Raw genomic sequence first — 13,814 nt, forward strand, 5'->3', positions numbered from 1 at the left:
GCAAGAGTAGCAGCAGGCAGAGCGGCCCATCGAGCAATCGGCACCTCTCTGCTCTGCCAGCAGCCACGGGAAGCACGGCAGCGGCTCCAGCCTTCTCGTGCTCCATCGCTGCTCTACCAGAACGATGGAAATCCTTAACCGGCCACGGAGAGAGAAAGGAAGCCCGTGCCCCCAGTCCGCCCCCTCAATCTCGTCCCACCAACCCAGACGCGACGGCGCAGAGTCATGCACCCAGGCAGCAGGCCCCCCCGGCTGCCCTTGCTCACCAGAGCAACTCGGACCCCCACCCCCAACCTGCGCCATGCGCAGTAGCACCACTCCAGGGGAAAAAGAGAGCTTCACACAAACGAGTCAACCAATAAAAGCAGTAGGAACAGCACGAAGAGAAGTGAAGAACGCCAGTCCAGAAAGGCACAGAGCAAGCCAGACCCGCCGCCAGAGGAGCAGACCCGGACGCCTCACCCACCAACAGGAGAGGGGACCGCTGACTAGACTCGCTTCTGCGCCAGCCGGGCCATCATCAGGCGAATCGCCATCGCCTCCCGGAAATGCAGGCGCGCCAGACGCTCAGCCTCGTCCTCATCCTGGCGCACAATAGCCTCAAAGAGGGCCTCATGCTCGGGCAGAGCCGCCCGCTGGCGCTCCGGCCTATCGAGCGTTGTCTTCTGCAAGCGCTCGATCAAATCGCGCAGATTCGTCAGCTCACGGAACAGATAGCGATTGCGCGCCGCCTGCCAGATCGCCTCATGAAAGGCATGGTTGAGCACCACCAGCCGCTCAACGTCGCGCTGCTGTGTTGCCTCACGATACTCCTCCAGAATGCGCCGCAAACTGGCTACCTCCAGCTCTGAACGCAAACGCGCCGCCAGCCGCGAAGCCATCCCCTCCAGGGTCTCGCGCACAGCACACAGCTCCTCCAATTCCTCCGGCGAGGTCGTCCCGACGACAATCCCCTGACCAGTATCCCTCACCAGATTGTCCGCCTCCAACTTACGCAGCGCCTCCCGCACCGGCGTGCGACTGACTGAGGCCAGAGCAGCAATGCTCTCCTCTACAAGCCGCTCATTCGGCTCTAAGGTTCCATCAAGAATAGCATTGCGCAGAAATTCATACAGTTCCTGGGCACGGGAACGCTCACCCGGGAGCTGGATTCGAGAGAGAGGCATATACTTCACCCACTTTCCTGAGAGAGAAGTGTCATGGAGAGCCTTCCTTGCTCTCCTTAATTGTATACATCCGTATGCAAGATGCTGTCAAGCGAGCCGGAATTTCTTGACAGGGAGCAGATGCCGGTTCTACCCCTCTCATCACAATGCCAGAGCGCGCCATTCAGCAAGGCTCACCCCCTTGACAAGCTTCCTTCCCCAGTGTATATAACTGTTGTACAACTGTATACGACTGTATACAGTGATGAGTTCGTGATGAGAGCAGGCCGGAGCCTTGGGACTGCCTGTCCGCCTGTGGCTCTACTTGCGGACCTGCTCGCCGGAGCCAGAGCGAGAGCTGACGAAAGCCCTGGTTCATCTCTGGACAGTCTTGTACATACAGCAGTATGGCTTATCAGGTGTACGACAGGACGAGCGGAGAAGCGCCCATCATGGCAAGGTAATGCAACAAGACAGATCTGGCAAGTCGGAACAGTCGGCGCGTGACTACTGGCCAGGCAGGCTGTCCTGCCTGGCTATCCGGCTGGCTGGTTAGCTGGTCTTCTGTACTTTGCCGTGTTCTCTCCCGCTCCTCTCGGGCGTTGCCGAGGAGTCTGGGCCTACTTGTCTGTCAGACTGCCTGCCCCGCGGCAGCGAGCGCCACGCTGATCAGCAGATCCGGCATGGCACAGCAAAGCTATGCCGGAGGCGCAGGAGGGAAGAGCCTCCAACCCTAACGAATGGACGAACGCACGCACCAAGGCGGCCCTATTCAACTCTCACAAGGAGGTGTCTCGACATGGCACTATTTCAGCGACCGCACGCGCCCCGTCGTTCTCTCCCAAGCGGCCACCTTTTTATCGCTTGCCTGCTGCTGATTGCACTGGTGCTCTCAGCCTGCGCCTCCTCCACCTCCGGCGGCTCCTCGTCCTCGGGGCCGATCCGCATCGGCTTCTCCATCACCGAGACAGGTCCGCAATCGGCGCCGGCCAAGTTTGACCTGCAAGGCTATCAGCTTGGCGTCGAAGCCATCAACGCCCAAGGCGGACTACTTGGGCGCAAAGTGCAACTGGTCTACTACGATGACCAGGGGAGCGCCTCAACCGCGGTCCAGCTCTACCAGCGTCTTATCACCACTGACAAGGTGGACCTTCTCGTTGGGCCCTACCAGACCGACCTGACCTCAGCCATCGCGCCGCTGGTGACACGTTACAAGATGGCCATGCCAGCGATGGCCGCCAACCTGGAGCCTTTCAGTGGGCGCTATCCCTACCTTGTGCAGTCGATCACCCAGACACCGCGCTACATGATCCCAGTCATCGACCTGGCGGCCACCAAGGGCTACAAGACGCTAGCCCTGTTGATCCAGGATACCGCCTTCCCGCGTGAGCTGGCTCAAGGGATCAAGCAAGAGGCTGCCTCGCGCGGCATACGTGTGGTCTTTGAAGCCACCTACCCAGCCGACACCAACGACTTCACCGCCCTCGTCCTCAAAGCTGGTGCCGCCAAACCCGACATGATCATCGGCGCCACCTATCTGGCCGACGCCGAAGGCATTATTCGTGCCGCACGAGCCTCTAACGTCAATGCCAAGCTCTTCGCCTTCAGCATCGGACCCGTCGAGCCAGAGTTTGGCAGCGCCCTGGGCGACGCAGCTAACGGCATCCTGGGCACAACGCTCTGGTTCCCTACGATCAAGACCAGTGGCAATGCCGAGTTTGTTCAGAAGTTCCGCGCGCGCTTTGGTCGCGATCCCGACTATCATGCGGCAATGGCCTATGCCACAATGCAGGCCCTGGCGGCAGCCGTCAAGATGGCCGGCAGCCTGGATCAGACTAAGATCCGCGATGCTTACCTCAAGCTCGACCTCCAGACGGTGGCTGGTGAGTTCAAGCTGAACAGCCTTGGTCAGCAACTGGGCTATCAGTCCTATGTGCTGCAGTGGCAAAACGGCAAGCAAGAGCTGGTCTGGCCATCAGAAGTAGCCACCAGCCCTGTCCAGTTGCCGCATCCGAACTGGTGAGCACGCCCGCAATGGGTCGGCATGGCGCTGCTCTGCGCGGGGCGGGCACGCCCGTCTGACCGACCTGGAAGAGGGGGAACGCGAACGATGCTTCAGCTCCAGACCTATCTGTTACTCCTACTGACCGGTATCATGTGGGGCGGGGTCTACTTGCTGATGGCCTTCGGCCTCAACTTGATCTACGGCGTGATGAAGGTGGTCAATCTGGCCCACGGCGATTTTATTGTCGTGGCTGGTCTGCTGGCCGTGACGCTCTATGGCGCCTTCCAGGCCGGGCCAGTCCTGGCTATCCCTCTGGCCACCCTGCTCTTCCTGCTCGTTGGCCTGGCGGTCTACCGCGGCCTGCTGGCCCATGTGGATACGACAGGATCGCAAGGTGAGCTGCGCACGCTGCTGATTACCTTCGGTCTCTCATCGATCATCTCGAATATCGCTCTCTTGATCTGGGGAGGCCAGTATCAGTCGGTACCGTTCTTTCAATCCGCTGTACGCCTGGGGCCACTCTTCCTGCCGGAGTCGCTAATTGTCTCGTCGCTGGTGGCCTTCGTTCTGGCCTTTGCTGTCCAGTTCTGGCTAACTCGCACACGCTGGGGGCGGCTGGTACGGGCCACGGCTCAGTCAGAGCTGGGAGCGGCTAGCTGCGGCTTGAATACGGGCCGTATCCGCCTGCTGACCTTCGCGCTGGGGGCCGCTATGGCAGGGGCCGCCGGCGCCCTCACCGTGGTGCTGATCCCTGTCCAGGCCGCTTCTGGCGGCTTTGTAACCGTGCAGGCGTTTACGCTGATCGCCCTCGGGGGCCTCGGTAACTATCTGGGCGCTCTCCTGGCGGCTATCTTGCTTGGCGTGATCGAGGTCAGTAGCAGCTATTTCCTGGGGGCCAGCGCCGCCTCGGCGATGATCTACCTGATCTTTATTCTAGTGCTGATTGTGCGACCGCAGGGCCTGCTTGGCCACAGGGGGCGCATATGAGAGAGAGAGAGACGAGGCCGGCTTTGACACGGACCAGAGCGCCACGAGTGGCCATCACCCTTGCTCGTCTCAGGCAAGAGAGGATCTGGTTGCTCTTTGGGATCGTGGTGCTGGCGGCGGCGATGGTGGCCCTCTTCGGCAATGGCGATCAGGCTCAGTTACTTTTCTCTACCTGCCTGTTCGTGGTGCTGGCCTACGCCTGGAACATCATCAGTGGGCTGAGTGGCTATGTCTCCTTCGGCCAGGTGGGCTTCTTCGGCATCGGCGCCTATATGGCAGCCACCTGTCAGATCGCCTGGCAGTGGGACTGGTATTTGGCGGCGCTGGGCGCGGTCCTGGCGGCCATTGTGCTGGCATTGCCGCTGGGAACGGTCATGCTCCGCCTGCAGGGCATCTTTTTCGCTCTGGGTATGTTCGGGCTGAGCCGCATTGGCGCGCTGATCGCGACCTCCACCTCGCTGGTCGGTGGGAGCATGGGCGAGCCGGTGCCGATCGTGGGAACGACGCAGGAGACGGCGCTTGCGATGCTGGGCTGCGCCGTGGGGGCTGTGGTGCTGACGGCCTGGCTGCTGCGCTCGCCACTGGGGCTGCGCCTGCTGGCTTTACGCGACGACGAGAAGGCCGCTGAGGCTTCTGGGATCAATACCAATGCCAGCAAGGTGACCGCCTTCTGCCTGAGCGCTGGCCTGGCGGCGCTGGCCGGCTCGCTCTACGTCTGGAACGTGGGCTTTATCGATCCCGGCAGTGCTTTCAACAATACCTATGAGCTGCAGACGATCTTGATGGTGCTCTTCGGCGGCATTGGGACGCTCTGGGGGCCGCTTCTGGGGGCAGTGGTCATCTCCTTGATTAGCAATGCTCTCTGGGCCCAGTTCCCGCAGCAGCAGCAGATCATTCTAGGGGCCTTGATTCTGATCGCGGTGATCTGGATGCCGGGCGGCCTGGTCTCGCTCTTCCAGCGCTTTGGCTGGCTGCGGCGCCGTCCGGTGTGGGGTCCTCCGCCGCCGGTGGAAGCAGAGGAGCGCCTGCCGCTCTTCCCCGCGGCTGTGGGCAATGTGGGCGAGCCAGTGCTGGGCTGCCAGGAGGTGACACGCCGTTTTGGTGGCCTGACCGCTCTGAATCGGGTCAGTCTGGAGGCTCGCAGTGGGCATATTGTGGCGGTGATCGGTCCCAATGGGGCCGGCAAGACAACCCTCTTTAATCTGATCACGGGCTTCGATCGCTGCAACGGCGGGGCTATCCGCCTCGGCAAGATGCTGCTGAAGCGCCTGGCTCCCTATCGCATTGCCAGGGCCGGTATCGCCCGCACCTTCCAGACCTGCCGGCCTTTCCCCTCGCTGACGGCCTGGGAGACCTTGCTGTTGCCGGCCCTGGTGGCGAGTGCCTCCAAGGAGGAAGCCATCAGAGCGGCAGCCCAGATGCTGGAGCGCCTGGCCTTACGCGATCAGTGGGATGCTTCTCCTGAGAGCCTGCCGCCCGGTCAGCTACGTTTCCTGGAGATCGGGCGGGCTTTGATGCTGCGTCCGCGTGTGCTGCTCCTTGATGAGGTCATGGCTGGCATGTCGCCCGAAGAGATCCGCCTGATCCATGCCTTGCTGCGCGAGGCAGTCGCCGCGGGCTGCGCTGTGATAGCGATCGAACACGTTGTCCCTGCCATTATGCCCATTGCCGATCATGTCTCTGTCCTTGATTTCGGTACCACTATCGCCCAGGGCCGTCCGGACGAGGTATTGCGCAATCCCGCTGTGATCGAAGCCTACCTGGGCACGGGAGAGGAGGAGCCGGTCAATGCCTGAGTTGCTCCAGCTACAGCAGGTCTCGGGCGGCTATCACGGTCGCACGGTGGTCCATGAGGTCAGCCTGAGCGTCGCCGAGGGGGAGGCCGTAGCTGCTGTTGGCGCCAACGGGGCCGGCAAGACAACCCTCTTGCGTCTGATTATGGGCCAGCTTCCCTTGAGCGGTGGGCAGGTGCTCTTTGCAGGTCGCGCTCTGGGACGGCTGCCGACTTTTGAGCGCGTACGCCTGGGCATCGGCTATGTGCCCGAGGGGCGGGCCCTCTTTCCCGAAATGAGCGTCGAGGAAAATCTAGAGATCGGAGCCTATCGCGCCAGCAAAGCAGAGCTGCGCCAGCGTCTGGACCACATCTATCAGGTCTTTCCCAAGCTCCAGCGCCTGCGCCAGACGCGCTGCCGTCTGCTCTCCGGCGGTGAGCAACAAATGGTCACGGTTGGGCGCGCCCTGATGACTCGCCCGCGTCTGCTGATCCTCGACGAGCCATCGACCGGCCTGGCGCCGAGGGTGGTCGGCGAGCTGTACCAGGCGCTGCGCGTCTTGCACAGCGACGGCCTGACAGTCTTCGTCGTCGAGCAGAACGCCTATGCGGCCCTGCGCTTCGCTCAGCGCGGCTACGTTTTCGAGGACGGGCACATTACGCGCGTGGCTCCGGCAACCGAGTTGCTGCACGATCCCCACCTGGTGGAGTCCTATGTCGGGCGAGCCAGTCCACTGGCCAGCAGCCAGGGACCGGCGTGATGGATAGCGCCGGTATCTGAGCGCGCTGCCAGGTGAGGTGAAGCGTCAGGGCTGGGGCCGGCGTCTGGCTGGCCAGTGAGCAGCGTGCTTGCAACGCAACCTATTCCGTTAGCAGGAGGAGGACTGATTGTCGATGGCAGCCATCAAGGGGGCGGAACTGATCGTTGATTTTCTGATCAGGCGAGGTGTCCCCTATGTCTTTGGTCTCTGCGGTCATGGCATCCTTGGCTTTTTGGATGCCGTCTACGATCGCCGGGACGAGTTACAGGCGATTTCCGTGCACCATGAGGCCTGCGCCGCTTTCATGGCTGATGCCTATTTCCGCGTCGCTCAGAAGCCGGTTGCAACCTTCACCTCCTGTGGTCCTGGCTCCACGAACCTGGTGCCGGCCATCGCCTCGGCCTTCATGGATTCGTCGGCCCTGCTGGCCATCACCGGGAATGTGCCTACCTCGCAGTGGAACCGTGGCCCTTTTCAGGAGAGTGGGCGCTACTTCCAGGGGGAGTTTGTCAATGTGTTGCGCCCCTACGTGAAGCGCAGCTTTCAGCCAACGCGGGCCGACATGCTTCCGCTGGCATTACGCCAGGCTTACACGCTGATGCTGAGCGGGCGCCCGGGGCCAGTCCACCTCGATGTACCGCTCAATGTCTTTGTGGAGACCGTGGAGCGCGAGGAGGCCGAGCGCGAGCTATGGGAGTGCCCCATTGCCTCGCGCGCCGGAGCCGATCCTGCCGATCTGCAGGAGGCTCTACATCTTTTACTCGGGGCTCAGCGCCCGGTGATCATCGCCGGACATGGCGTCGAGCTAAGCCAGGCTGAAACGGAGCTGCTGCGCCTGGCCGAGCGCCTGGCGATCCCGGTGGCTACCACGCCGCTCGGTAAGGGCGTCATCGATACGCGCCATCGCTTGAGCCTGGGGGCAACGGGACGCAACGGCAGCTATCCGGCCAATGCTGCGACGCGGAACGCCGATGTCATTCTGGCTCTGGGGACGCGCTTTGACGATCGCTCGACCAGCTCGTGGTTGCCTGGCTTCACTTATCGCATTCCGCCTACCAGGCTGATCCACGTCGATATCGATCCCAGCGAGATCGGCAGGAATTTTCAACCAGCGGTCGGCATTGTGGGCGACGTGAGAACGGTGCTGCGTCAGTTGCTGGAGGCGCTGTCATCCTGTACAGAGACAGCGCTGGAGGCCCGGGCGGAGGCGCGTCGAGCCTGGCTGGAGAAGATCGGCGAGTGGCAACGCACATGGGAGGCCCATGTCACTGAGCCGCGCCGCTCGGAGGCGGTGCCCATTCGGCCCGAGCGCGTCATCAGTGAGCTGCGCGCCGCCTTGCCCGAGGATGCCATCGTGGTCTCCGATGTCGGCGTCCACCATAACTGGCTGGTCTCGGCCTTCCCCGCCTATCGCTCACGTACGCTGTTGCAGAGCTTTGGTTTCGCGTCAATGGGCTTTGGGGTCGCTGGCGCCCTGGGGGCCAAGCTGGCCGCCCCTGAGCGGAACGTGGTCAGTGTCTGCGGCGATGGGGGCTTCTTGATGTGGCCAGGCACGGTCGCCACGGCAGTCGAATACGCCATTCCGGTGGTCTGGCTGATCTGGAACAACTATGGCTATTGCTCGATCCGCGATCAGCAGCTCGGCTACTTCGGCAGCGGGCGCGAGCTGGTGACAAGCTTTGTCGAGGCGCAGAGCGGACGTTTTCTCTCGGCTGATTTCGCCGCTATGGCGCGCTCAATGGGGGCCGAGGGCTACACGGTCGAGCGCCCCAGCGATCTGGGCGATCTCCTGCGCCAGGCCCTGACGAGCGGGCGCCCAACGGTCCTTGATGTGCGCGTCGATCGCGAGGTCAGGCCCCCAGCAACGGCCAGCTGGGAGCTCCCGCCGCTGCCCCATCCATTGCCTACGTTCGGCTGGCAGGAGGATCAGGTATGAGTGCGTTTGCGTCGTTTGATCCGCGGCCCTCTTCGATGCCCAAGGAGGCCAGCGAGGTGCGCCCGGTGCGGGCCGAAGAATTGCTCTGGGTTGAGCCGCCGCAGCATCACCAGGCCTATTCTAAGCTGCTGGTGAACCCGGATAATAGCACGACGCGCTACTTTGATTTTCGACTCTCGCTTTATCAGCCACGCGGCTACGCTGAGAACCACGTCCATGAAGAGGCCGAGCACGTCTACTACATTCTCAAGGGGCGCGGCCTGATGCGCCTCGGCGAGCGCCAATACGTGGTAGAACCGCATACGGCCATTTTCATCCCGCCGGGAGTGGTCCATTCGCTGGCCAATACGGGCCTGGAGGATCTGCTCTTCATCGTGGTGACGGTGCCCGCCGGCGAGCTGGAGCGCCGCGACCAACGCGAGCACGAGGTCGCGGTCTCTAACGGTGACACGACTTCGCCCGCTAGCACGGACACGGGCGCTTCGTGACGGGAAGCTGCTCGCTTTGCTCGTGCGGCTATGACTGACGCCCACCAACCAGCCCAGCGACCGGCAGAGGTCGGGTCGACTTGCTCAGGCCCGGCCCACCGGCCTCTGGCTGCCCTTCTCTCGCAGAGCGAGCAGCCTTGAAGAAACAAGAGAAGGAAAGGAGCTGGCAACTCTCATGGGAGAGCGCTTGAAGGATCGCATCGCCGTGGTTACTGGCGCGGCCCGCGGCAACGGACGCGCCATTGCAGAAGCCTATGCCCGCGAAGGGGCCCATGTGGTGATCGCCGATGTTATGGAGGAAGCCGCCCGCCAGACTGCCGGCGAGCTTGCTCAGGCGACAGGTCAACGGGTTGTCGGGAGGCATCTCGATGTGACGAATGCGGCGGAGGTCAATGAGCTGGCTGCCTGGACGGTTCGCGAATTCGGGCGGGTCGATATTCTGGTCAACAATGCCGGCGTCATCGGACGTTACGATTTTCTGGAGATCACGGAAGCTGAATGGGATCGGGTGCTCAACATCAACCTGAAGGGAACCTTTCTCTGTGGCCAGGCCTTTGCGCGCCAGATGAAGGAGCAAGGTGGCGGCGTCATCATCAATATCGCTTCGGTCAATGCCGAGAGCGTCAACCCGACGACTGTCCATTACTGCACCAGCAAAGGCGGGGTACGCACCCTGACCAAAGCGATGGCCCTGGCGCTGGTCAAGGCCCATATTCGGGTCAACGCCATCGGCCCCGGCCCGATCTATACGGAGCTGAGCAAGGACCGACTGGATGATCCGCAATCGTTAGCGGCAACGCTGGCCCATATCCCAATGGGGCGCGTTGGGCAGCCGAGCGACCTGGCAGGGGCGGCGGTCTTTCTGGCCTCCGACGAGTCGGCCTACATCACGGGGATCACGCTCTATGTCGATGGCGGCTGGCTCACGATGTAGCCCGTACGCTCGGCTCACTCATGGCAGGCGAGGAGAACGGAGGAAAACAGCACGATGATACGCCATATTTTTCTTGGCAAGGCCCGCGCCGAGGCGAGGCCGGAGCAGCTAGAAGAGCTGTGTGCCGCCTGGCGCTCGCTTGTCGGGCAGGTGCCAGGCTTGCGCAGCCTGGTGGCCGGGCGCAACATCAGTCCGCGCGATCAACAGTATACCGTCGCGCTGGTGGCCGACCTCGACGATATGGAGGCCTGGGAGCGTTATATGCAGCATCCCGCGCATGTAGCGATCAGCCAGCACCTGACGTCTCAACTGATTCACAGCGATGGGCGCGCAATGGTACAACTGGTAATGGAGGATCAATGACAGAGTACTACGATGTCATCGTGGTCGGCGGCGGCAACGCCGGCCTCAGCGCTGCTCATGCGGCGCGCGAGCAGGTGGACAAGGTGTTAGTGCTGGAAAAGGCCGGTAGCGATTGGGCAGGCGGCAACAGCTATTTCACGGCGGGGGCCTTCCGCACCACTTTCTCTAGTCTGGAGGAGCTGCTGCCGCTGCTGGACGAGCGCGATGAGCTTTTTCTCCAGCGAACGGCGCTCCCTCCCTACACACCTGAGCAGTTCCTCCAGGATATGCAGCGCACGACGAAGGGCCGCTGCGACCCTGAGTTGACGGCCATTCTGGTACAGGAGGCCGCCGAGACGATCCGTTGGCTGCATCAGAAGGGGCTACGCTTCCGCCTGATGTACGATCGCCAGTCGTTTCAGGTCGACGGAGAATTCCGCTTCTGGGGCGGGCTGGCCCTGGGTACGGTCAATGGCGGCAAGGGATTAATTGAGCAGCATCTGCAGGCAGCGACGGCCAGCGGCATCGAGGTGCGTTTCAACAGCCCGGTGGTCGATCTAGAGTGCGAGGCAACGGGAGCAGTCTGCGGTGTGCTGTGTGCCCCACCAGGCAGAGAGCGGCAGCGTATCCGGGCCGGCTCCGTGGTCCTGGCGGCGGGCGGCTTCGAGGCCAATCCTCAGCTTCGTACCTGCTACCTGGGGCCTGGCTGGGATCTGGCGCGTGTCCGTGGCACGCCATACAATACGGGCGAGGTCCTCTTTGCCGCTCTGGCACTGGGAGCGCAGGCTTACGGCCACTGGAGTGGCTGCCACTCGGTAGCCTGGGACGTCGCCTCTCCTCCCCACGGTGATCGCTTCTTGACCAACCTGCTGACCAAGCAGTCCTACCCGCTGGGGATTGTGGTCAATAGCCAGGGGAAGCGCTTCATCGATGAAGGGGCCGATTTCCGCAACTACACCTATGCTCGCTACGGCGCTGAGATCATGAAGCAACCCGATGGCATCGCCTTCCAGCTCTTCGATGCCAAAACTGAGCCGCTGCTGCGCAAGGATGAGTACACAGCGCCCGGTGTCTCGCGCTTTGAGGCTCTGACGATCCGCGAGTTGGCCCAGAAGGCCGGGATCGATCCCGATGGCCTGGAGGAGACGGTAGCAGCCTTTAATGCCGCCGTGGTGCGCGATGTGAGATTTAATCCGGCGATCAAAGACGGCAAGTGCACGGTCGGCATTACACCCAAAAAATCCAACTGGGCCCAGCCGCTGGATACACCACCCTACTACGCCTTCGCCGTCACCTGCGGCATTACGTTCACTTTCGGGGGGCTACGCATTGACCCCAATGGGCGTGTGCTGGACCGGCTCAATCTGCCAGTGCCTGGTCTGTATGCTGCCGGCGAGCTGGTCGGGGGTCTCTTCTACCATAACTATCCGGGTGGTGCCGGTCTGATGGCCGGCTCGGTCTTCGGACGCCGGGCCGGACGAGCCGCCGGGCAGTGGTCTCGCGAGCAGCGGGCCCTTGATAAGGCCAGTCAGTCAGCTAGCTAGTGGTTTGCTGGCTTCTCCCCTGGCTGGTCACCAGCCCGGCCTCTCGGAAGAGAGCGGGGCAGCGCTGGACAGATCGGGCTTGACCAGCCAGTCTGGCCTGGCCTGGCCTGGCCACAACGGCAGAGAAGCTACGATCTATACGGAAAGGATGGCATGATGAGTCAGTCATCGGCTGCAGCCAGGGCGGTCATTGTGCGCGACAAGTGGAGTGGGGAGATCATCGGTGAGCTACCGCAGGCTGGAGAGCGCGAGATTGAGGAGGCGTTGCAGGCGGCAGAGCAGGCCAGCCGGCGCCCGTGGCCGGCGCGCGAGCGGGCGGCAGTGTTGCAGCGGGCAGTGGCTTTGCTCGAAGAGCGCCGGACCACTGTTCTGGAGACCATGCGTCGCGAAACCGGCTTCTCGCGCAAGGATGTCGAGCAAGAATTTGCCCGCGCCGTGGTCACCCTGACTCTCTGCGCGCAGGAGGCCCTCCGTCTGGGCGGCGAAGTGGTGCCCCTGGACGCCAGCCCCGGCTTCGAGCAGCGTCTCGCCTTCACGATTCGCGTGCCGGTCGGCCTCGTTCTGGCGATTACGCCCTTCAATGCGCCGCTCAATACTGTCTGCCATAAAATCGGGCCGGCCCTGGCCGCTGGCAATGCGGTCATCCTCAAGCCGGCGGAGCTGACGCCGCTGACGGCCTCTCTCCTGGGGCAGGTCTTCGAAGAGGCCGGGCTACCAGAGGGTCGCCTGCAGGTGCTCTATGGCTCCGGTTCCACGGTTGGTCTGCGGCTCTTGCGCGATCCGCGCATTGGCTTCACGACCTTTACTGGCTCAACCGAGGTGGGGACGATCGTCAAGCGGGAGACTGGCCTCCGCCCGGTCTCGTTGGAGCTGGGCAGCGTCTCGGCCACCATCATCTGTGCCGACGCCGATCTGGAGCGCGCCGCCCGCGATGTCGCTCACGCTGGCTATCGCAAAGCTGGCCAGGTCTGTACCTCGGTGCAGTCGCTCTTTGTCCATGCCTCGGTCGAGCGCGAGTTTGTGGAGCGTCTGAGCGCGCAGGTGGCAGCCCTAAAGAGCGGCGACCCTGCCGATCCAGCGACGGACGTAGGTCCGCTGATTAGCCAGAGTGCGGCAGTGCACGCCTGCTCGCTGGTAGAGGAGGCGCTGCGGTCGGGGGCGCGCGCCCTGGTCGGCGGCTCCTGCGAGGGCACGCTCTTTCAGCCAACCCTGCTGCATGAGGTCGCGCCACCGATGCGCATCATGCGCGAGGAGATTTTCGCCCCTGTGGTCAGTATTGGGCGCTTCGAGCGCTTGGATGAGGCAATAGAGGCGGCCAACGCCAGCCGCTACGGTCTGCAGGCTGGCGTCTATACTTCCTCGCTGGCGACGGCCCTGGAGCTGGCCCGGCGTCTGGAAGTGGGCGGCGTGATTATCAATGGCACTTCCAGTACGCGCGCCGATGGCATGCCCTACGGCGGCATGAAGGATAGCGGCTTCGGCAAAGAAGGGCCAGCGTATGCTATCCGCGAGATGACGGTAGAGCGCCTGGTCATGCTGGGACCGTGATCCGGGCGCCTCTTGACGCAGCGGGGTCGCGCGTGCTGCTGCTCTGGCGTGCACACGGCGTCTGGGCGGCAGCAGGTGCCCTTGCCCCTACCCCCCGCTGCGTGAGGAGGTGGGCAGCTCACCTTTCGACGACGGCAGGCGTCCGGAGGCGTGAGCTGTCCGCCGCGCTCGCGCCCTGCGCGGGGCCAGCCCAGGCGGAGGTAATCAGAGCAGCAGCAACCGCCCCATGGCGCACGCTACAACATCAGCCGTCGGAGGCCATTTCGACACCAGGGATCTCAATCGCGAACCAGCCAGGACCAGAAACGGCAGCGGTCTGCGTCTTTCTCTGAAGAGAGAGAGGATCTTGCCGT

The 13,814-nt window shown here is 63.0% G+C and carries 11 protein-coding genes; 10 read left to right on the forward strand and 1 reads right to left on the reverse strand.

Going from position 1 to position 13,814, the window contains the following annotated elements; translation table 11 throughout:
- Nucleotides 1-488 precede the first annotated feature (488 nt).
- Nucleotides 489-1,166: a GntR family transcriptional regulator gene (locus N688_RS16325; protein ID WP_052890276.1), complete on the reverse strand. Its 678-nt coding sequence runs from the start codon at nt 1,164-1,166 to the stop codon at nt 489-491.
- A gap of 778 nt (nt 1,167-1,944) precedes the next feature.
- Between N688_RS16325 and N688_RS16330 the strand changes: the two genes are divergently transcribed.
- The 10 genes from N688_RS16330 (at nt 1,945) to N688_RS16375 (ending at nt 13,461) form a co-directional block, all read left to right on the forward strand.
- Nucleotides 1,945-3,168 (forward strand): amino acid ABC transporter substrate-binding protein, encoded by a 1,224-nt coding sequence (locus N688_RS16330; RefSeq protein ID WP_052890277.1) that lies wholly within the window; start codon nt 1,945-1,947, stop codon nt 3,166-3,168.
- Nucleotides 3,169-3,255: 87 nt separating this feature from the next.
- Entirely contained in the window at nt 3,256-4,137 is an 882-nt protein-coding gene (locus N688_RS16335; protein WP_052890278.1) for a branched-chain amino acid ABC transporter permease, read from the forward strand.
- Nucleotides 4,134-5,933 (forward strand): branched-chain amino acid ABC transporter ATP-binding protein/permease, encoded by a 1,800-nt coding sequence (locus tag N688_RS16340; RefSeq protein ID WP_081838928.1) that lies wholly within the window; start codon nt 4,134-4,136, stop codon nt 5,931-5,933. The genes N688_RS16335 and N688_RS16340 overlap by 4 nt, the downstream gene beginning before the upstream one ends.
- Nucleotides 5,926-6,669, forward strand: coding sequence for an ABC transporter ATP-binding protein (locus tag N688_RS16345; RefSeq protein WP_156025472.1), 744 nt, complete (start codon nt 5,926-5,928; stop codon nt 6,667-6,669). The genes N688_RS16340 and N688_RS16345 overlap by 8 nt, the downstream gene beginning before the upstream one ends.
- Nucleotides 6,670-6,802: 133 nt before the next feature.
- A complete protein-coding gene (locus tag N688_RS16350; RefSeq protein WP_052890280.1) occupies nt 6,803-8,605 on the forward strand; it encodes a thiamine pyrophosphate-binding protein in 1,803 nt (600 codons plus the stop codon).
- Nucleotides 8,602-9,093 (forward strand): cupin domain-containing protein, encoded by a 492-nt coding sequence (locus N688_RS16355; RefSeq protein ID WP_052890281.1) that lies wholly within the window; start codon nt 8,602-8,604, stop codon nt 9,091-9,093. Before N688_RS16350 ends, N688_RS16355 begins: the two co-directional genes overlap by 4 nt.
- Nucleotides 9,094-9,268: 175 nt before the next feature.
- Complete coding sequence (locus N688_RS16360; RefSeq protein WP_052890282.1) at nt 9,269-10,027, forward strand: SDR family NAD(P)-dependent oxidoreductase; 759 nt, start codon at nt 9,269-9,271, stop codon at nt 10,025-10,027.
- Nucleotides 10,028-10,081: 54 nt separating this feature from the next.
- Nucleotides 10,082-10,390 carry a Dabb family protein gene (locus N688_RS16365; protein WP_052890283.1) on the forward strand — a complete coding sequence of 103 codons (309 nt, stop codon included), beginning with the start codon at nt 10,082-10,084 and terminating at the stop codon, nt 10,388-10,390.
- The gene (gene tcuA, locus N688_RS16370; RefSeq protein WP_052890284.1) at nt 10,387-11,913 is read left to right on the forward strand and encodes an FAD-dependent tricarballylate dehydrogenase TcuA; all 1,527 of its coding nucleotides are present in this window, start codon (nt 10,387-10,389) and stop codon (nt 11,911-11,913) included. The genes N688_RS16365 and tcuA overlap by 4 nt, the downstream gene beginning before the upstream one ends.
- Before the next feature lie 153 nt (nt 11,914-12,066).
- Nucleotides 12,067-13,461, forward strand: coding sequence for an aldehyde dehydrogenase family protein (locus N688_RS16375; protein WP_081838929.1), 1,395 nt, complete (start codon nt 12,067-12,069; stop codon nt 13,459-13,461).
- The last annotated feature ends 353 nt before the right edge of the window (nt 13,462-13,814 follow it).

Origin of the sequence: Thermogemmatispora carboxidivorans, assembly GCF_000702505.1 — a bacterium.
Taxonomy (GTDB): domain Bacteria; phylum Chloroflexota; class Ktedonobacteria; order Ktedonobacterales; family Ktedonobacteraceae; genus Thermogemmatispora; species Thermogemmatispora carboxidivorans.